Source organism: Rhodococcus sp. IEGM 27 (assembly GCF_033142305.1).
GTDB lineage: Bacteria > Actinomycetota > Actinomycetes > Mycobacteriales > Mycobacteriaceae > Rhodococcus_F > Rhodococcus_F oxybenzonivorans.
Map to the genome: position 1 here is coordinate 104548 of NZ_JAWLSG010000013.1, position 17535 is coordinate 122082.

A 17535-nucleotide genomic window follows, 5' to 3' on the forward strand; every position below is an offset into this window, starting at 1 on the left:
ACCTGTTTCCCACGCGACGGACAGGAAAGAGACATGGCTCAGACGACGGCGAACCCCACAACGGTGGCCGAGGTGTTGGCCGAGCTGGCAGAGCTCGAGGACCCGAGGGCACGCGAGGTGAACGTCAAGCACGGTGACGACCACGGCGTGAACCTCGGCAAACTGCGCGCACTTGCCAAGCGGCTGAAGACCCAGCAGGAACTCGCCCGCGAGCTCTGGGACACCGATGACAGCGCGGCGAGACTGCTGGCGATCCTGATCTGCCGCCCGAAGGCGTTCGAACATGACGAATTGGATGCCATGCTGCGTCAGGCGCGCACACCCAAGGTGCACGACTGGCTCGTCAACTACGTCGTGAAGAAGAACCCGCACGCCGAGGAGCTACGCCTGGCCTGGTTCGCCGATCCGGATCCGGTGGTCGCGAGTGCCGGCTGGGCGCTGACCACCGATCGCGTGGCGAAGAAACCCGAGGGCCTCGACCTCACAGGACTGCTCGACATCATCGAAGCGCAGATGAAGGATGCCCCGGATCGCCTGCAGTGGGCGATGAATTCCTGCTTGGCGCAAATCGGAATTGAGCACGCGGAGCAACGAGCGCGCGCCATCGACATCGGCGAGCGGCTGCGCGTGCTCGAGGATTACCCGACGCCCCCGAACTGCACCTCACCCTTCGCGCCGGTCTGGATCACCGAGATGGTGAACCGACAACAGAACAAGTAAGCCGACGAGCAATGACGACATGAAGATTCGCGAAGCAGAACCGGTTGGCTGATGGGCGACCGCTGATCGGGAATCCTGGTTCCGGCCGATCCGGCGGCGCGCCTACCGTGACCGCAGGAACGCGCCGACCGACCAGGAGACCACACCATGGCAGTTCGACCCACCCTGCATCCCGAAGTTGCAGCGATGCTCGCCACCCTCGATGCAGGGTTTCCGGACATCACGGCCGTGCCGCCCACGGAACTGCGTGAGTTGATCCGCGATCGGCGCGCACCCTTGCAGCACCTACCGGACATGCGTGAGGTCACCGATCTCACGATCGAGACTGCCGACGGCAACCTCGCGCTACGAATTTTCCGGCCGCATTGCGACGATCCGGAACTGCCTGTGGTGGTGTTCGCCCACGGTGGCGGATTCGTGTTCTGTGACCTCGACAGTCACGACGAATTGTGCCGCTCCATGGCGCAAGGTGCCGGCGTGGTTGTGGTGTCGGTCGACTACCGGTTGGCCCCCGAGCATGCCGGCCCTGCCGCGCACGACGACGTCTACGCTGCCCTGGAGTGGACCTCGAAGAACGCCGCCGAGTACGGCGGCGACCCCACCCGGATCGCACTGGCGGGCGACAGCGCCGGAGGTAACCTCGCCGCGACGGTCGCGATTGCGGCCCGCGACCGGGGCGGCCCGGCCGTCGCCGCGCAGGTGCTGCTGTATCCGGTGATCGACGACGACTTCGACACCGAGTCGTACCGCCTCTACGGGACCGGGTACTACAACACCACCGAGGCGATGAAGTGGTACTGGCAGCAGTATGCGCCGAACGGGACCGAGGATGTGCGTCTCGTTCCCACCCGGGCCGAGACACTGGCCGGTCTGCCTCCGGCGGTCGTGATTACCGCCGAACTCGATCCGCCGTGCTCATCGGGTGGTGCGTACGCGGCGCGCCTCACCGCGGACGGTGTCCGAGTCCGGCACCACCGGTTCGACGGACTGTTCCACGGATTCCTGACCTTCCCTTCGCTCTCGCTCACCGCGCCGGCACGCGAACAGATCTGGGAAATGATGCGCGACGTACTCGGCAACGCATAGCACCCGCGCTACCTGTGGTGCGGTCGGCCGGTTACCGGTCCGGCCGCACCACAGCACTTTTCGGGGAGCTACCGGTGAGGGATGACGAGGTCGTCGAGTTCACAGAAGGTATGGCACACCCGGTCTCGGACGATGATGTCGGTGCACTCGGGGTCGAACCACCGGTCCACGACGCTCCAGTGGATCGGATGATTCAGGTATTGCCCCATCACGGCACCATGGTCGGTGAACTCCTGCTCGAACACGTGAGTCCACCGCTGCGGACCGAGGGCCGCGTCGACTCTGCTGAGCTGCCACGCCGTGATCGATGAAATATGGTCGGGCATGCGGAGTAGTTCCCGCTCGAACCGTTGGACGACGGAGTCCGGTGTACCCGACTCCACACGGAGCAGCAGTGCGCGGTACAGGCGGCTCGAATGCTGTCCGGGCACCCGACCGCCGAGTCCGGGGGCGTACTCGACCCCGTCGACTCGGTCGGCAATCGGCTGCGAAAGTGCGGAGTCGATGTCGTCCGCGCGTTTCCGCCAGGCGGCGGTGTCGGCGAGCTGCAGGTGCACGATCAGGTCGCCGCCGTTGATGACCCCGGGCAAAGTCGGGGCGATGAGTAACCGTTTCACGCCGGCGGCAAGGATGGCCTGACGCGCATTGTTCGCGTACTCGTCCCGCGCAGTGGCATCGGCTGCCTCGGTGAAGTGGACGACCCTCGTGACGTTATACATCGCACACACCGTCGACGTTCTCGGCCGCTGCCGCCATGGAACGGGTTCGGTCGAGGATCATCGGGTCCATCCGCGACCACCACCGGCCGAGCTCCGGGTCGGGGCGGCCCCGCCGGGTCATGTCCCACCAGGCGTCGACCCCGTCGACCACCCACGTGATCGTGATGGTGTTGGGCTCGTCCGCCCACCAGATCGGGGGGCTGACGAGAATTCGATCCAGGGTCATTCCGCGTGTCCGTCCCCCCGGTACGTACTCGGTGACGTACGCGTCGACGAACTCCCGGGCACGTCCGGGTTTTGTGACCACACGATCGACCACGTATACCTTCTCGCCTACCATGGTCTGAACGTAACGGCACTCGAGCCGCTGGAGCAGAGGATCTCCCTCTTGGCGGGAGAGGTGCGGCTCCGGTGAGACGGGCGCGGACGTCATCGAGGACCTCGACGGACGGTTGCGACACGCTGGTCAGATCCGATTCCGTTTCATACCTCCACTCATGGAGCAGTCAGTGTCGCGAAATAGGACACGAGTCACCTCATCCGTACTTCTACCCTTTTCGAGTGTGCAGTTCATGCGCATATTCGGAGCCGTTTCATTCCCCCGTTTGAGGAGCAACCATGGCCTTGTTCGCTGTGATCTGGTCGTATACCACCGATGCGTCGGTCAAAGAGGCTGCGCATGCCGAACATCTGATTTTCGTCAAGGATGCCGCTGCCCGAGGCGTGCTGCAGGAGGCCGGCGCCTGGGTCGACGGCGCCGGAGCCTTACTGGTATTCAAAGCGGACAGCGAAGACGCCTTGCGTTCTCTGCTTGCGGAGGATCCTTACGTCACGCAGGGCGTCGTCGTAGGAGAGCGCATCTACCAATGGAATCCAGTCATAGGCCCTCTCGTCGGCGTCTAACGGCGAATGCGGCACACCTCAGTCCCTAGTGGCTCGCTGTTGAAGCTACTTGGTGGTTTGCCGCGGTAAGTACTTGGTCGGCGGTGTTGGTTCAGACGAACTTGCTGCGGTTCTCTCATTCTGAACCTCACCTCCGCCACGTGCCTTCCTAGCGATTTGCGTGGCCCGGCAACCTTGCCGGTGGTGATAAGGGAATAATGTCTTCTCTTCCTGTGAAATTGTATTAGTTCCAGCCACAGTCGCGGCTGCCAACTCACGCGCCCTTCTCGCTGAACAATGGCGTCGGGCGATCGGGAGTGACGGTCATACCTGCTCTCGAGTGCTGGGTTTCGAAGTCCTTGAAGGCAAGTCGAATTGGCTCGCATCTGTCCGGAGCGCGATTCGGCCATTCACCGAAATCACTGGGGAACTCAGCGATTGCTCGAGCTACTCGATCGGCCGGGCTTTGTCGCGCATCTTCCCGCCACATGCATTCGAAGATTGCCTATATACGTAAAATATTCCTCTATTGTGTTTTAGGAGGCCGGGTGTCATGCTTGTCCTACAGCGTGTTCCAAGTCACTCGAGTGGTCATTGCTGAATCGTTTTGTGAGGCGTCCGAGGGCTTTTGGCAGCCACTGGGTATCGCCGCAAAAGAGTGGTTCCCCAATCACTTCGACTACCGCCGCTCGACTGCACTGAGACCGGAAAGTCCGATATCGACCCGCCCGCGGTGACAGTACGCACTACAAGATTGCCGAGAAGATCTCATACCGGCACACCCGCCGCTTTGCGCGTGCGGGTGATGAGACACAACACCTCCGCGCCGAGGGGCGACTTAAACCACCTCTGCGCCTACACAGATCGGGGAACAAAGATGTCCGTGAACTTGGACAGCCCAACGTCGCCGTCATCGATCGCTGACGGGACAACGCTGTATATCGCAGGTCGATGGAGCACCGCCACCGACACTTTCGAGCGTGTAGATCCTTCCGATCTCCGCCGTGTGACGGGAATCTACGCTTCAGCGACTCCCAGTAATGTCGAGGCTGCGTACGCGGCCGCAGGCGGTGCTCAACCAGCGTGGTGCGAGACGACAGCAATTGAGCGGTCGAACTATCTCCGTTCTGCCGCTGATCTTTTGGAAAGTCGCGTTCACGAAGCTGCCCTCACTATCACCGCAGACATGGGGAAGGCGATCCGTGACGCACGCGCCGAGGTTCTGCGCAGTGTCGCCATCCTCCGCTACTACGCCGGTGAGATACTGCAACCCAGTGGAGAGACATACCCCAGTGCCGACTCACGCACGATGCTGATGACGGTAGAGCAGCCGCTCGGCGTCGTCTGTGTAGTCACACCGTGGAACTTCCCTTTCGCGCTTCCGGCGTGGAAGATCGCGGCGGCAATAGGTTTCGGGAACGCAGTTGTGTGGAAGCCCGCCGAACCGGCCTGCGGATCCGCAGTGTTCCTGACGAGGATTCTCGCAGAAGCCGGGTTGCCCGCGGGGGTCGTGAATCTGGTGACAGGCAGTGGTAGAAAGCTCTCGGCGGCACTCACCGGGAACCCCCGACTCGCAGCCTTGACCTTCACCGGTTCCGGTGCAGTCGGGTCGCGACTCCGTCAGGCCGTCGCCGATCGCAACATCAAGGTCCAGCTGGAGCTGGGTGGCAAGAACCCGTCCATTGTTCTCGCCGACGCCGATGTCGAGGATGCAGCGCTACAGATCGTGAAGAGCGCGATGCTCCACACGGGACAGCGCTGCACCGCGACGAGCCGGGTTTACGTCGACCGCGCCGTCGCTCCCAGACTACGAGAACTGCTGGTGAAGCACGCTGACGCGCTCGTCGTCGGTAATCCGTACGACGCGGCCACCGATATCGGCCCACTGGCCTCGGTGGAGCAACGTGACACGGTGGCCGGCTACCTGCAACTCGCCCGCGACGAGAACGTCCAGTTTCTCACGAGGCGGGAGTTTGATTCCGACACTTGCTATATCGCACCCACCATCCTGACGGGAGTGTCGGAGAAGAGCAGGCTCGTCCGGGAGGAGATCTTCGGACCGGTCGTGACCGTGCAGGAAGTCGATGGTTTCGACGATGCGCTGAAGGCCGCGAACGACACGGACTACGGCCTGTCCTCCGGAGTGTTCACCAGAGACATCGCGACCGCGATGACCTTCATCCGGCGCACACAATCGGGGTTGGTGCACATCAATCGCGAGACCAGCAGTGTCGAGCCACATGTGCCGTTCGGTGGGCTCAAGAGCTCGAGCAGCATGAGCAGAGAACAGGGGAAGGCTGCACGTACCTTCTTCACAACCACCAAGACCGCGTATGTCCGCTGGACCTAGAAGCCACGCCGGACGGGATTCCCATAAGCCAGCTCAACACAGTCTGCGACACACAGCCCAATCAGCAAAACCCAGCATCAAACCCCAAGCAACACTCGGTAACAAGAGGAGACAACAATGAGCACTACCGCACCAGCCGTGACCGAAGTACTTGACGTTCTCGTCGTAGGAGCAGGATTCGCCGGGTTGTACCAGCTCGAGAATCTGCGGAGTCGAGGGTACTCGGTGAAAGTAGTCGAGGCGGGTGAGGACCTGGGCGGAATCTGGCACTGGAATCGCTACCCGGGTGCCCGAGTAGACAGCGAAGGTCCCATCTACCAGTTCACGCGCCCCGACCTATGGGATGACTTCGGGTTCTCCGAGCTCTACCCCGGAGGTGACGAACTGCGCCGCTACTTCAAGTACGTCGATGCGAAGCTCGACCTGAGCAAGGACATCTACTACAACACCCGGGTCGCGTCCGCCGAGTTCGACGAGACCGCGAACAAGTGGACCGTGACCGCGGAAAACGGAAACCTTTTCGTCTGCCAGTACTTCGTTCTGTGCACCGGATTCGCAGCAAAGCCGATCTTCCCGAATCTCCCGGGAATGGACAGCTTCGCAGGGATCAACCACCACACCGGTCTGTGGCCCGAAGGCGGAATCGATTTCGCAGGAAAGCGAGTCGCCATCATCGGTACCGGCGCCAGCGGCGTGCAGGTCGCTCAGGAGGCGTCGCAGGAAGCCGCACAGCTGACCATCTTCCAGCGCACCCCCGTTCAGGCGCTCCCGATGCGTCAGCGTCGGCTCTCCGACGAGGACAACTCGAAAATCAGGTCCGATCTGGCGGACCGATTCAGTCGTCGTCCGGCGTCATTCTCCGGCTTCGACTTCGACTTCATTCCCAAGTCAGCCCTCGAGGTGAGCGACGAAGAGCGAACCGCCACCTATGAGCGACTGTGGGAGCACGGTTTCGAGTTCTGGCTCGGAACGTACCAAGACGTCTTCGTCGACGATGCCGCAAATGACACGGCCTACGAGTTCTGGCGTGACCGGACGCGTGCCCGGATCAAGGACCCGGTGATCGCCGAGAAGCTGGCGCCGATGAAGAAGGCGTACCCCTTCGGCGTGAAGCGCCCCTCGCTCGAGCAGACCTACTACGACATCTTCAACCAGGACAACGTGCGTCTCGTCGATCTGCACGAGGACCCGATCGAGACGATCACGCCCACCGGGCTGAAGACCGCTTCGGAAGAGCACGAGTTCGACATCATCGTTTATGCAACCGGCTTCGATGCCGTCACCGGTGGCCTGACCGCCATCGACATTCGCGGCACCGACGGTACGTTGCTCCGGGACAAGTGGTCGAACGGCGTGCAGGCAAACCTCGGGGTCGCGACGGCAGGATTCCCCAACCTGCTGTTCCTCTACGGACCACTCAGCCCGTCGGGCTTCTGCAACGGGCCCAGCTGCGCCGAGATCCAAGGTGACCTCGTCATCAACACCATCGACTACATGCGGGACAACGGATTGAGCCGTATCGAATCCGAGGCGGATGCGGATGCTGCCTGGTCCGATCACGTCGCCGAGCTGACGGCCGAGGCGCTCTACGACAGAGCCGACTCCTGGTACATGGGTGCCAACGTCCCGGGTAAGCCGCGGCAGTTGCTGAACTACCCCGGTGGTCTTCCCCTCTACCTGGCCAAGTGGGACGAGACCGTGTGTGCGGGATACAAGGGCTTCGCGCTTTCCTGAACAGTCAATCTCCCTCCCTCGAGTAGTGATGAAAGTGAGCAACACATGTCCGTGAGCAAAGAATCCCTGTTCCTCAACGACCTGTACGCGTCGTGGCTTACCCGGTCCGAAGGAATGGACCTCGCCAGTCAGCGAGATATGTTCGAAGAGTGGCATCTTCCGACCATCGAGCCTACCGACGTCACCTATGAGGAAGTGACAGCCAACGGTGTGCCGGCAATGTGGGCCAAGCCTCTGGGGGCCGCAGAAGACCGCGTGATCGTCTTTACCCACGGTGGCGGCTTCGCGACGGGTTCACGCTTCTCACACCGCAAGCTTGCAGCACACCTGGCTAAATTGGCGGGTGTTCGCGCCCTGATCGTGGACTTCCGGCTCGCGCCGGAGCACAAGCACCCAGCCCAACTCGAAGATTGCATGGCCGTCCACAAGTGGCTCCGCACGCAGGGTTACAAGGCGGAGTACACGGCGACCGTCGGCGACTCGGCGGGCGCCAATCTCGCGATCTCGACAACGTTCGAGCTCGCGGGTCTGGACCTTCCCACTCCTGCCGCCGTCGTCGCGCTTTCACCATGGCTCGATATGGAGATCAAGGGGATGACGGTCGAATCGAACGACGCGGTCGACGTTTTGGCGAAGAGGGCGGTTCTGGAAACGATGCGGGGAATGTTTCTCTCCGAACCCGCAGATGCAACGGACCCGCGGGCGAACCCACTGCTCAGCGACTACACCGACTTCCCTCCGGTATATGTATCGGTCGGAGGCTATGAGACGCTACTGGATGACTCACGTCGGTTGGCCGAATTGATCGAGAAGGTGAGCGGCGAGGTGGTGCTCGACGTGGTCGATGAGCAACAGCACGTATTCCACTTCAATGCGGGTCGGGCACCCGAGGCGGACCAAGCGCTGAGCCGGATCGCCCAGTGGCTGCGTCCCAAGTTGGGCCTCGCCTGAACCTCAAATACGCAGCATGCGTGTGAAGGCGAAGGTTCTCGGCGACAAGGGGTGAAGGTGTTCGCGGCGGGGGGGGGGGGGGGGCGCGCCCCCCCCCCGCCACCCCCTTCGTAGTGATGGGAGAGCGAGGCCATGGCCCCGAGCGTCACCGCTGTACCACTCATTGACACTGCACAAGTACAGGATTCGTCGCTGATCGACCACTGGATCGCCACCCTGCGAGGGGCGAATCGCGTCGTCGGTCTCGCGGACGGAGAAGACGAACGCGCAATCCGCGGCGCCCACCACCTGCACCACAAGTGCGTCGTCTCCCCCAGGTTGTTCGGGCGGCGGGATGTTATCCGGCGTATCGCCGAGGCTGCGGGTATCCCCCTCGCCGAGGAACTCGTCATCGACCTCGCCGAGGCGGCCGCCGACCCCGCGCTCCGCGACGCCGTCGAATCGGGATTCGCCAAATACCCCGATCGGATCGAGTCGGCGCTGTCCGACCCGGTGTGCCTCGCCGCGGCGGCGTTACGCGCGGGAGTGGTCGATGCCTGCGTCGCGGGTGCGAGCAGGCCGACGTCCGACGTGCTGCGAGCCGGATTGCGCATCGTCGGTCTCGCACCGGGCTCGAGTATCCTGTCGAGTTCGTTCCTGATGCTGCTACCGGACGGCAGGCAGCTGACGTTCTCCGACTGCGCCGTCGTGCCCGACCCCACCGTCGACGAACTGGTGGATATAGCCCTGGCCGCAAGCGCCACCCACTTCCAGCTCACCGAGCAGCCACCCGTCGCGGCAATGCTCTCGTTCAGCACGCAGGGCAGTGCCAGCCACCCGCGGGTGGAGAAGGTCCGCGAGGCGGTGCAGCGGGTGCGGTTGCGCGACCCGGACCTGCACGTCGACGGAGATCTTCAGTTCGATGCCGCCCTCGTCGCCGAAATCGCGGCGTCGAAGGCTCCGGATTCGAGGGTCGCGGGCCGCGCGAATGTACTGGTATTTCCGAATCTCGACGCCGGGAACATCGGATACAAGATCGCGCAGCGGCTCGGTGGCGCAACAGCGCTGGGACCGATTCTGCAGGGACTGTCGGCGCCGTGGAACGATCTGTCCCGCGGATGCAGCAGCAGCGACATCGAGTTGATGTCTCTGGTGAGTGCGATCCAATCGCTGGCCACCTGATCGACCTCGTCACCGAGGCCTCCGAACGAAGGGATTCACCATGGCGATGCTGATACTGGGTGCCCTCTGTATCGGTATTGCCTCGGTCATCGGTGGCGCCACCGGATTCGGAACGGCCCTCATCGCGACCCCGGTCATGTTGATGGCCGGATTCGACGTCGCCGAGGTGGTGTTCGTGAACCTCGTCGCGGGACTGGTCACCCGCCTCAGCGCGGCATATCAGCTACGGAGCCAGATCAATTGGGGCAGAGTGGCGTTGCTGGGAGCCGGCAGCCTGCCAGGGGCCTGGTTGGGTGCCGTCACGCTGAGCATGCTGCCGGAGCAGTTCTTGAAACCGGCTGCGGGAGCGCTGGTCATGATGTGCGGGGTCGCCATGGCTCTTCCAGTGCGGACGGAGACACCACGGACGCCGTCGACCCCGGCGCTGGCGCTCACCGGGGCCGTCGGCGGATACCTCGGAACCACAACATCTCTCAACGGACCACCCCCCGTGCTGCTGCTCATGCGGGCGCGGCTGCCGCCACTGTGCTTCATCGCCGACCTCGCGGGCTACTTCATCGTCGCCAATGTCATGGCGTTGGCAGTTCTCTGGTTTCGCGACGAGGTAACGGAGTCGATGATCTGGCCACGCCTTCCGGTATTCGTGCTCGCGGCCTTGGCGGGAAACCTCATCGGACTGGCGATTGCCCGGCGATTGCCGCCAGGCGTGTTCCGCTCTGCCGTCATCGTGCTGGTGATCACCGCAGGCGCGGTGACCCTCACCGTCGGATAGGCACGCGCTCAGCGGTCGATACCGACTCGGCGGACCAGACGCACCAGTTCGCCTGCCGGACCGTCGAGTTGACGAGGTCCGCGCCACGCTGCGCGCAGTACGCGGTCGAGGTCGAGACCCTCGACGTCGATCACCTTCAGCTCGCCGGCCTCCACCTGCTCCGCCACGGCGAGCGTGCTCATGACCGCCGGCCCGACCCCGGCCAGCACGCTGGTACGAATGGCGGCGGCGCTGCCGAGTTCCAGGAGCGGTGCCGCCCTGTCGTATTCCTGTAACGCCACATCGAGCGTGGTGCGAGTACCCGAGCCCGGTTCACGGGCGAGTAGGGGCGTCATGGCCAACTCGGCTACGGACAGTGCTTTACGCCTGCGCGCCCACGGATGGGTGGGGTGAACGACGACCACCAACCGGTCACGCGCCACCGTGAGGCTTTTCAGGGGTCTCGGCACCGAGGGGGATTCGACGAACCCGACGTCACACGTCCGGCCGGCTACCCGGTCGAATACCTGCGTCGAATTATGCACCTGCAGATGGATGGTGACGTCCGGGTGCTGGCTGCGGAACTGGCCCAGCCATGCCGGCATCAAGTGCTCTGCCACCGTCATGCTGGCGGCGACCGTCAGTTCGGCGGTGCGTTCGGCGCGCAATCCGTCCGCCACATCGAGCAGTCGGCGGGTATCGGAGAGAACCCGGCGAGCCCAGTGCGCGATCACCGTGCCTTGAGGGGTCAACGTGGAGCCAGTCGGACTGCGCTGCAGCAGGGTCATGCCGAACTGGCGCTCGAGTTGTTTCACGGCGCGGCTCGCGTTCGGCTGGGCCATTCCAGCGAGTCTACTGGCGGCGCCGAGACTTCCATGGTCGTCGACGCCGACGAGTAACTCGAGCACGGCGAAATCGGGCCATTTGCGGGACATGCATTCAGTATATGGCCTGCGCGCAAGACATATCGATCTGATATGTGCCCATGCCGAACTGACGGCTACCGGAGACGTCGATTCTGATCGACCGTAGACGTATGAGTAGTCAGCTGAGGGAATCGAAGTCCGAGGAACAGCGCGCCCCGAGCACCGCCACGCTGCCGCGACTGCACGACGCCACGGCCACTCTCGTGCCAGGTCTGGCGCTGTGCGCTGTCGCGACCGGCACCGCGATGGGTGTCGGCCGGTTCCTTCCGACGGTGAGCCCGCTGCTCATCGCCATCGTTCTCGGCGCCGTTCTGTCGAACATCGTGCATCTGCCCGAACGCCTGCGCCCGGGACTGCAGTTCTCCGCCAAGAAGTTGCTGCGGGTGGGTATCGCGCTCCTCGGACTCCAGTTGATGCTGAGCGACATCCTCGGACTGGGCTGGGGCGTTATCGTCGTGGTCGTCTCGATTGTCTGTCTCGGCATCGTGGGAACGATGTTCGCGGGCAAGCTGCTCGGCCTCAGCTGGACCCAGCGTCTGCTCATCGCCTGCGGATTCTCGATCTGCGGTGCGGCCGCCGTGGCAGCGGTGGACGGAGTCGTCGACGCCGACGAGGAAGAGGTGATCACCGCGGTCGCGCTCGTCGTCATCTTCGGCACGCTCATGATTCCCGCGATTCCGCTGCTGTCGCGAGCGCTGGGACTCTCCGACACCGACGCCGGCCTGTGGGCGGGCGGCTCCATCCACGAGGTTGCTCAGGTCGTCGCCGCGGGCGGCGCGATCGGCGGTGCTGCCCTCGGCGTCGCCGCGGTGGTCAAACTCGCGCGAGTCCTCATGCTCGCCCCGGTCATGGCCGTCCTCAGCGTGCGCCAGCGCAAGCTCGCCGGCACCGACGCCGACGTGAAGCGGCCCCCGCTCGTCCCGCTCTTCGTCCTCGCATTCCTCGCCTGCGTCGGCCTGCGGTCGTCCGGCCTGCTTCCCGCCGGCCTGCTCGCCGAGGCCAAGATCGTGCAAACCGCCCTACTCACCGCCGCGATGTTCGCCCTCGGCGCCGGCGTCCAGATCACCACGATCAAGAAGGTCGGTGCGCGGCCCTTCGTGCTCGCGGGCATCTCCACCGTCTGGGTGGCTTCGATCGCGCTGGTCGGTGTTCTTCTGGTGGGGTGACAACCGCGGCATCAGTGCTGGACGGGTCCGGTACCGAGGAGATCCGCGTACTCGTCGGGAAGCTGGGCCACCACATCGTCGAACTCACCGCCCGTCACGGAAGCCTTCAGTGCGGCCATCACCGCCCGCGCGTGCTGACGGGCTTGTTCTTTACTGCACCCCAGACCTTCGTCCTCGGCGACCTTTCCGTAGAACTCATCGACTCCGAACCGCTCGCCGGGCCCGGTGGCGGGCAAGGTATCGTTGAACGCCGGCGGCAACTGTGCGGCGAGATCCTTGGTCTCACCACCGGACAGACGCTGGCCGAGCACCCGCAATGTCGCCCGTATAGCGGCCTCGCCGTGCTCGACGGTATCGATTCCCGCGGTGCTGCGTACTGCGGAAACGAGCTCTTCCTTGTTCATCTGTGCTCCTCCATTCCTCTGTGGGTCTTCGAAGGGGCGTTCCAGTTCCCGGAGTTCGCGTGGGTCCAGCGGTCGGACGTGCCGGTGGAGTCTCATCCATGGATCGTTTTCGGTCCGGGAGCCTCTTCGACGCCATGCTTGCGCCCTACCCACCCGAGCTGGTCATCAAACCTCGAGAATCGTGGTGTGTGCGAACCCGTGTCGCACAGCTACCCGGGCATGAACGTCGGTCCCCCGGCGTTATCAATTAGCTGTCGCCCGGGCGGGTAGCTATCGCCTTAGCGAGCGTTGACCGTGATTGCACGAAGGAGAGAAACGGTCATGGCCACCGACTACGACGCCCCCAGACTGAGCGGTCCGGATGATCTTGTCGAAGAGTCGCTCGATCAGCTCGAGACCAGGAAAGAACCCCAATCGCCCGAAGTCGACATCGACCTCGATGAGGCAGATGTCATGGAGTCGTTCGAGCTGCCGGGCGCCGACCTGTCCAGTGAAGAGCTCATGGTCAAGGTGGTACCGAAGCGAAGTGACGAGTTCACCTGCACCAGTTGCTTCCTCGTCCACCACCGTAGCCGGTTGGCCGAGCGCACCGAGAGTCGGATGATCTGCGGCGACTGCGCCGACTGATCGATCTATCCGCCGCAGTGGACCTGGAACAGCGGTCTCGGCCGGGCGTGCGCGCTGGTGACCTTTTGCCCTGGCCAGTGGGGATGAAAGGTCGTTATGATCAGATTCTGCCGTCCCCGAGAAGACGAGGGCGGCGCCGCGAAAAGCCCAGCTCACCGTGGGTGTGGTCGGCGGTTACCGGCGCGCGGCGTTCGAGCCCCCGGAACATTCCCGGCTTCGACGTTTCGTTCACCGCGCCGACGGCAACGCCTGTAGGCAGGGGGCGAGACGCAGGCAGGACGCGAGGAGGACGAGCGCGATGACCATCGCACCGCACATCACCACCGATCACGACGAGATTCGCCGGTGGGTTCAGGCGCATCACGGGGCACCTGCGCGGGACAGTGCGGGCCAGTTGCGGATCGACTTCCTCGGGACCGTCACCGGGTTGGAGCGCCTGTCCTGGGACGAGTGGTTCACCGCGTTCGAGGCGCAGTCGCTGGCCCTGTGCTACCCGGAGCCGCATATCCGCGGCGGCACCAGCGCCTGGTTCGAATTGGTGCCCCGAGACGGGGCTGTACTCGGCGCGATGAAATGAGCGCCGCGACCCGGTTGGATTTCCGCGCGGTGGTTAGTCTCGAAAGATGGCAATCCCGGATTTCACGGTCGGCACTACCGCTGCGATGGCCGGCCTCGAGAGCACCTTCGCCGACGAGCTGGACGCCCTGACGGTGCCATGGCAGGGCGCACAGGCGCCCGACCCGAAGTTGCTCGTGCTCAACGAGCAGCTCGGCGCGTCGTTGCGGCTGGATATCGAGGCGCTGCGAAGCGAGGACGGGGTCGCCGTCCTGTCCGGGTCGACGGCGCCGGCTGGGGCCAAGCCGGTGGCGATGGCGTATGCCGGCCATCAGTTCGGTGGGTACGTACCCCTCTTGGGGGATGGTCGGGCGTTACTACTCGGTGAAGTGAAGAATGGTGACGGCCGACGAGTGGATGTGCATCTCAAGGGTTCGGGGCGCACACCGTTCTCGCGGGGCGGCGACGGTTTCGCTGTTGTTGGCCCGATGCTGCGTGAATACCTGGTCAGCGAGGCGATGTATGCCCTCGGCGTCCCCACTACGCGCGCGCTGTCGGTGGTGGCGACCGGCCGGCACGTTCTTCGAGACGGCGCCGAGCCCGGTGCCGTGCTAGCCCGGGTGGCGGCCAGTCACCTGCGGGTCGGCACCTTCGAATTCGCGGTGCGGCGGGGTGAGGTGTTGCAGCCCCTCGCCGACTACGCGATCGCCCGCCACTACCCGGAGCTGACCGAACTGCCGGAGACGGGTCACGGCAATCGCTACCTGGCGTTCTTCGAGGCGGTGGTCGAGGCTCAAGCGTCACTGGTGGCGCAGTGGATGCTCACCGGGTTCGTGCACGGGGTGATGAACACCGACAACACGACCATTTCAGGAGAGACCATCGACTACGGTCCGTGCGCTTTCCTCGACGCATTCGATCCGGCTGCAGTGTTCAGTTCGATCGACCACGGCGGCCGCTATGCGTTCGGCAACCAGCCCGCCGTCCTGAAGTGGAACCTGGCGCGCTTCGCGGAAACCTTGCTGACGCTGGTGGATTCGACGGTGGATGACGCGATTACCGCGGTCTCGGCGGTCCTCGACACCTTCGACGAGCGATACGACCGCCAGTACTCGGCGGGTATGGCGGCAAAGCTCGGTGTAGCCGGCACGCTCACCGAGCGTGCGTTGATCGACGACCTGCTGACGCTGATGGAGGAACACGGTGCCGACTGGTCGGGCACCTTCCGCGCTCTCGCGGAGGAGCTACGCGGGAACTCGTCACCTCTCGGCGAGCAAGTACCGCGCGAGCACATCGGGGCATGGTTGGAACGCTGGCGCGGCGTCCTGACCGCACACGGGCTCGGGGCAGCGGACACCGCAGCTGCAATGGACAGCGTCAACCCGCTGTACATCCCGCGCAACCATCAGGTCGATGCTGCTTTGCGCGCCGCGACCGGCGGTGATCTCGCTCCGTTCGAGAAGCTGCTCGAGGTCGTTACGCATCCGTTCGACCACCGCGACGAATGGTCCGACTACACCACGCCCGCACCGCGTGCATTCAGCGATACCTTCCAAACCTTCTGCGGCACCTGACCTACGGACCCACGGCCACGCCGAGCGGTTCGCGGTCGTTCACGACGATGCTCGGTCACCGTCCCAGACCACCCGTCCGTCGGATCGGACGCGTGCACCCGCCGCAGGCAGATGAGAAGTTAGCCGGCCGTCGTGCATGAGGTGCTCGACTTCGACCTCGTGGGCGAGGACGGCGACGTCGGCGACGAGGCGGCGGTGGCAACGCCACCACACACTCTCACTGCACATCATCGCCGTTCGCCGCCGACTCGCCTGCTCCACCAACTCGGCGAAGGCGTCAGCGAACTCGGTCGTGCGGGTATACGCCGCGTACGCAGCGAACTGGTCGACCTGCCACCAGGGGTCCTCCCGCTCCTCGCCCGACGGCAGGCGGCGGCGCCCGCCCAGCCGCGGTTCGTGGCGGTAGTCGATTCCCGCGTGCGGTAGCCATTGCGTGAGCGCCTCACTGCTGACATCGGGGTTGTGACGACTGCCTGGATATCGACGAATGTCGACTACCGCTTCAATGGCGGCCGTCTCCAGCAGCGTCGTCATTTCTTCCCGGCCGAGTCGGCCGTGCCCCACCGAGATCAACATCGTCTTACCTTCTTCTCCTCGGAACCGGCCAGTGGTGTCGGCTTCGTCGGACCTCTGCTCTGCGCCGGGAACGGACGGGGAGCGTTGGTGGTGATGTTACGAGTCGGTGAGTTCAAGGTCCGGGTCGACGTCCACCGACACTCTCAGGCGATATCGGAGGTGGTCACAGTGGAACAGATCCTGGGTCGCAACCTTCCCGCGGGAACCAAGGCCGCCCTGCGGGCGCGCGCCGAGCAGCATCACCGGTCGGTCGAAGCAGAGGTACGCGGGATCCTCCCGACTTCGGTGTGAAAATCCGTCGACCGGGCGACAACTTCTGATCTGCCAGCCGATGACCGTCTACCGAGCTCGCTCTATGCTGGTGCGGTGTTCTTACTATTCGGTTTCGGCACCAAGCGGCAACACCTCGGTGCGGGGCAGACCCGAACGTGCCCGCGCTGCCACAACACCACACAGTGGGCACGGATACGGGAATCCAAGCAGTTCACGCTATTTTTTGTTCCCGTCGCACGCTGGAATCGCCGGCAATTCGAGGAATGTGGCATCTGCGGCACCGCCGTCGAGGTCTGAGGCACCGGGCATATCACGTCCACTCCGAACAACTTTCGCGCATCGGCGAGCAGAACCTCGAATCCAGAGTCCAGATCCACATAGCCGGGAAACTGTGTGCGCAGCCTTTTCGACACGAAGATCGTGTTCGTCCGTAGCGGTCCGCGGGAGTTGTCGATCGTAGCGGCGTCGAAAAACATTGCGGCGGTGCGCCAGTGGAAAGTGGACGCCGGACTGCTCCAGCCACTCCGCCATCGACGGTGTGGCCTGGCGTGGATCGACCTGAAAATTCATCGGCAGGTACATCCGTCCGATGACGTCTTCCCCGGAGATTGGTATTCGGTCGAGGATCTGGCGGCGGTCGAGCACTTGCGCACGGTCAGGACCGTGCTTATCGGCGAATTGCCGCAGAGCAGCGAACTCGTGTTCGTGGCGGGGCACGCAGTGCGTTCCCGTCTCTGTCGCCCAGAATCCTGCCTTCCTCGACAGATCGAGCCAGTGCCGGCGACCGGCCTCCGCGTAGGCAGACGCGGCACCCAACTGGGCTGTGATGCTGGCATCCAAAGCGCTTCACGACGGTGACTCGATCGGGCGGCCCACGAACGGTGGGGCTGCCGCTCGAGTTTCCAACCCCGCCCGCTACCGAAGCCGGCCGACGAGATGTCTCGGCCGTACGGGTGTTGAGCAGGTGTTTCCGTGGGCCGGGGTGGGGGTGGCGCAAAGTGATGGTTGACACAAGACCCGGTTGCTGTAGATCATCTATAGGAACTGTTTCTGAGTCAGCAAAGGATTGTGGTGCCATGA

The 17535-nt window shown here is 64.0% G+C and carries 20 protein-coding genes; 14 read left to right on the forward strand and 6 right to left on the reverse strand.

The annotated features are described in order from the left end of the window. Window positions 1-33 precede the first annotated feature (33 nt). Together R4P95_RS29460 and R4P95_RS29465 are read left to right on the forward strand one after the other, a co-directional pair. Window positions 34-720 (forward strand): DNA alkylation repair protein, encoded by a 687-nt coding sequence (locus R4P95_RS29460; RefSeq protein ID WP_317747320.1) that lies wholly within the window; start codon window positions 34-36, stop codon window positions 718-720. A gap of 147 nt (window positions 721-867) precedes the next feature. Then, window positions 868-1806, forward strand: a complete 939-nt coding sequence (locus R4P95_RS29465; RefSeq protein ID WP_317747319.1) for an alpha/beta hydrolase — start codon at window positions 868-870, stop codon at window positions 1804-1806. Between the two features lie 68 nt (window positions 1807-1874). Here the strand turns inward: R4P95_RS29465 and R4P95_RS29470 are convergent, their stop codons facing one another. Both R4P95_RS29470 and R4P95_RS29475 read right to left on the reverse strand, forming a co-directional pair. After that, entirely contained in the window at window positions 1875-2525 is a 651-nt protein-coding gene (locus R4P95_RS29470; protein ID WP_317747318.1) for a Dabb family protein, read from the reverse strand. Next, window positions 2518-2865: a hypothetical protein gene (locus R4P95_RS29475; RefSeq protein ID WP_317747317.1), complete on the reverse strand. Its 348-nt coding sequence runs from the start codon at window positions 2863-2865 to the stop codon at window positions 2518-2520. The genes R4P95_RS29470 and R4P95_RS29475 overlap by 8 nt, the downstream gene beginning before the upstream one ends. A 278-nt stretch (window positions 2866-3143) precedes the next feature. Between R4P95_RS29475 and R4P95_RS29480 the strand changes: the two genes are divergently transcribed. The 6 genes from R4P95_RS29480 to R4P95_RS29505 all read left to right on the forward strand — a co-directional run bounded on the left by R4P95_RS29480 (window position 3144) and on the right by R4P95_RS29505 (window position 10375). Beyond that, entirely contained in the window at window positions 3144-3428 is a 285-nt protein-coding gene (locus R4P95_RS29480; protein ID WP_317747316.1) for a YciI family protein, read from the forward strand. Between the two features lie 856 nt (window positions 3429-4284). Beyond that, entirely contained in the window at window positions 4285-5757 is a 1473-nt protein-coding gene (locus R4P95_RS29485) for an aldehyde dehydrogenase family protein (RefSeq protein WP_317747314.1), read from the forward strand. A 117-nt stretch (window positions 5758-5874) separates the two neighbouring features. Then, window positions 5875-7491 carry an NAD(P)/FAD-dependent oxidoreductase gene (locus tag R4P95_RS29490; protein WP_317747313.1) on the forward strand — a complete coding sequence of 539 codons (1617 nt, stop codon included), beginning with the start codon at window positions 5875-5877 and terminating at the stop codon, window positions 7489-7491. 45 nt (window positions 7492-7536) lie between these two features. Then, entirely contained in the window at window positions 7537-8442 is a 906-nt protein-coding gene (locus R4P95_RS29495) for an alpha/beta hydrolase (RefSeq protein WP_213576319.1), read from the forward strand. 132 nt (window positions 8443-8574) lie between these two features. Then, window positions 8575-9603 carry a phosphotransacetylase gene (locus R4P95_RS29500; RefSeq protein WP_317747208.1) on the forward strand — a complete coding sequence of 343 codons (1029 nt, stop codon included), beginning with the start codon at window positions 8575-8577 and terminating at the stop codon, window positions 9601-9603. Between the two features lie 40 nt (window positions 9604-9643). Beyond that, complete coding sequence (locus tag R4P95_RS29505; protein ID WP_317747207.1) at window positions 9644-10375, forward strand: sulfite exporter TauE/SafE family protein; 732 nt, start codon at window positions 9644-9646, stop codon at window positions 10373-10375. An 8-nt stretch (window positions 10376-10383) separates the two neighbouring features. Here the strand turns inward: R4P95_RS29505 and R4P95_RS29510 are convergent, their stop codons facing one another. Beyond that, window positions 10384-11289: a LysR family transcriptional regulator gene (locus R4P95_RS29510; protein ID WP_159926639.1), complete on the reverse strand. Its 906-nt coding sequence runs from the start codon at window positions 11287-11289 to the stop codon at window positions 10384-10386. 101 nt (window positions 11290-11390) lie between these two features. On the opposite strand from R4P95_RS29510, the gene R4P95_RS29515 reads away from it, so the two are divergent. Further along, window positions 11391-12446 carry a YeiH family protein gene (locus R4P95_RS29515; RefSeq protein WP_317747206.1) on the forward strand — a complete coding sequence of 352 codons (1056 nt, stop codon included), beginning with the start codon at window positions 11391-11393 and terminating at the stop codon, window positions 12444-12446. 11 nt (window positions 12447-12457) lie between these two features. On the opposite strand, the gene R4P95_RS29520 is transcribed toward R4P95_RS29515, so the two are convergent. Continuing rightward, window positions 12458-12850 carry a DUF2267 domain-containing protein gene (locus R4P95_RS29520; protein WP_317747204.1) on the reverse strand — a complete coding sequence of 131 codons (393 nt, stop codon included), beginning with the start codon at window positions 12848-12850 and terminating at the stop codon, window positions 12458-12460. 321 nt (window positions 12851-13171) lie between these two features. Between R4P95_RS29520 and R4P95_RS29525 the strand changes: the two genes are divergently transcribed. The 3 genes from R4P95_RS29525 (at window position 13172) to R4P95_RS29535 (ending at window position 15606) form a co-directional block, all read left to right on the forward strand. Then, complete coding sequence (locus tag R4P95_RS29525; RefSeq protein ID WP_317747203.1) at window positions 13172-13477, forward strand: DUF4193 domain-containing protein; 306 nt, start codon at window positions 13172-13174, stop codon at window positions 13475-13477. 298 nt (window positions 13478-13775) lie between these two features. Beyond that, the gene (locus R4P95_RS29530; protein ID WP_213575498.1) at window positions 13776-14054 is read left to right on the forward strand and encodes a hypothetical protein; all 279 of its coding nucleotides are present in this window, start codon (window positions 13776-13778) and stop codon (window positions 14052-14054) included. A gap of 46 nt (window positions 14055-14100) precedes the next feature. Next, window positions 14101-15606, forward strand: a complete 1506-nt coding sequence (locus R4P95_RS29535; protein WP_317747201.1) for a protein adenylyltransferase SelO — start codon at window positions 14101-14103, stop codon at window positions 15604-15606. A 39-nt stretch (window positions 15607-15645) separates the two neighbouring features. Here the strand turns inward: R4P95_RS29535 and R4P95_RS29540 are convergent, their stop codons facing one another. Then, complete coding sequence (locus R4P95_RS29540) at window positions 15646-16182, reverse strand: DUF488 domain-containing protein (protein WP_317747199.1); 537 nt, start codon at window positions 16180-16182, stop codon at window positions 15646-15648. Window positions 16183-16275: 93 nt separating this feature from the next. Between R4P95_RS29540 and R4P95_RS33705 the strand changes: the two genes are divergently transcribed. Both R4P95_RS33705 and R4P95_RS29550 read left to right on the forward strand, forming a co-directional pair. Beyond that, on the forward strand, window positions 16276-16473 hold the full coding sequence (locus R4P95_RS33705) for a FitA-like ribbon-helix-helix domain-containing protein (protein WP_397517768.1): 198 nt from the start codon (window positions 16276-16278) through the stop codon (window positions 16471-16473). Window positions 16474-16548: 75 nt separating this feature from the next. Further along, window positions 16549-16752: a zinc-ribbon domain-containing protein gene (locus R4P95_RS29550; protein WP_109335484.1), complete on the forward strand. Its 204-nt coding sequence runs from the start codon at window positions 16549-16551 to the stop codon at window positions 16750-16752. On the opposite strand, the gene R4P95_RS29555 is transcribed toward R4P95_RS29550, so the two are convergent. Beyond that, on the reverse strand, window positions 16672-17295 hold the full coding sequence (locus tag R4P95_RS29555) for an FAD-dependent oxidoreductase (RefSeq protein WP_317753885.1): 624 nt from the start codon (window positions 17293-17295) through the stop codon (window positions 16672-16674). The genes R4P95_RS29550 and R4P95_RS29555 overlap by 81 nt on opposite strands. Window positions 17296-17535 lie beyond the last annotated feature (240 nt).

Bases quoted from the DNA above. Each gene is read 5' to 3' on its own strand.
- R4P95_RS29460 (WP_317747320.1), top strand. From the start codon at position 34: ATGGCTCAGACGACGGCGAACCCCACAACGGTGGCCGAGGTGTTGGCC.
- R4P95_RS29465 (WP_317747319.1), top strand. From the start codon at position 868: ATGGCAGTTCGACCCACCCTGCATCCCGAAGTTGCAGCGATGCTCGCC.
- R4P95_RS29470 (WP_317747318.1), bottom strand. From the start codon at position 2,525: ATGTATAACGTCACGAGGGTCGTCCACTTCACCGAGGCAGCCGATGCC.
- R4P95_RS29475 (WP_317747317.1), bottom strand. From the start codon at position 2,865: ATGGTAGGCGAGAAGGTATACGTGGTCGATCGTGTGGTCACAAAACCC.
- R4P95_RS29480 (WP_317747316.1), top strand. From the start codon at position 3,144: ATGGCCTTGTTCGCTGTGATCTGGTCGTATACCACCGATGCGTCGGTC.
- R4P95_RS29485 (WP_317747314.1), top strand. From the start codon at position 4,285: ATGTCCGTGAACTTGGACAGCCCAACGTCGCCGTCATCGATCGCTGAC.
- R4P95_RS29490 (WP_317747313.1), top strand. From the start codon at position 5,875: ATGAGCACTACCGCACCAGCCGTGACCGAAGTACTTGACGTTCTCGTC.
- R4P95_RS29495 (WP_213576319.1), top strand. From the start codon at position 7,537: ATGTCCGTGAGCAAAGAATCCCTGTTCCTCAACGACCTGTACGCGTCG.
- R4P95_RS29500 (WP_317747208.1), top strand. From the start codon at position 8,575: ATGGCCCCGAGCGTCACCGCTGTACCACTCATTGACACTGCACAAGTA.
- R4P95_RS29505 (WP_317747207.1), top strand. From the start codon at position 9,644: ATGGCGATGCTGATACTGGGTGCCCTCTGTATCGGTATTGCCTCGGTC.
- R4P95_RS29510 (WP_159926639.1), bottom strand. From the start codon at position 11,289: ATGTCCCGCAAATGGCCCGATTTCGCCGTGCTCGAGTTACTCGTCGGC.
- R4P95_RS29515 (WP_317747206.1), top strand. From the start codon at position 11,391: ATGAGTAGTCAGCTGAGGGAATCGAAGTCCGAGGAACAGCGCGCCCCG.
- R4P95_RS29520 (WP_317747204.1), bottom strand. From the start codon at position 12,850: ATGAACAAGGAAGAGCTCGTTTCCGCAGTACGCAGCACCGCGGGAATC.
- R4P95_RS29525 (WP_317747203.1), top strand. From the start codon at position 13,172: ATGGCCACCGACTACGACGCCCCCAGACTGAGCGGTCCGGATGATCTT.
- R4P95_RS29530 (WP_213575498.1), top strand. From the start codon at position 13,776: ATGACCATCGCACCGCACATCACCACCGATCACGACGAGATTCGCCGG.
- R4P95_RS29535 (WP_317747201.1), top strand. From the start codon at position 14,101: ATGGCAATCCCGGATTTCACGGTCGGCACTACCGCTGCGATGGCCGGC.
- R4P95_RS29540 (WP_317747199.1), bottom strand. From the start codon at position 16,182: ATGTTGATCTCGGTGGGGCACGGCCGACTCGGCCGGGAAGAAATGACG.
- R4P95_RS33705 (WP_397517768.1), top strand. From the start codon at position 16,276: ATGTTACGAGTCGGTGAGTTCAAGGTCCGGGTCGACGTCCACCGACAC.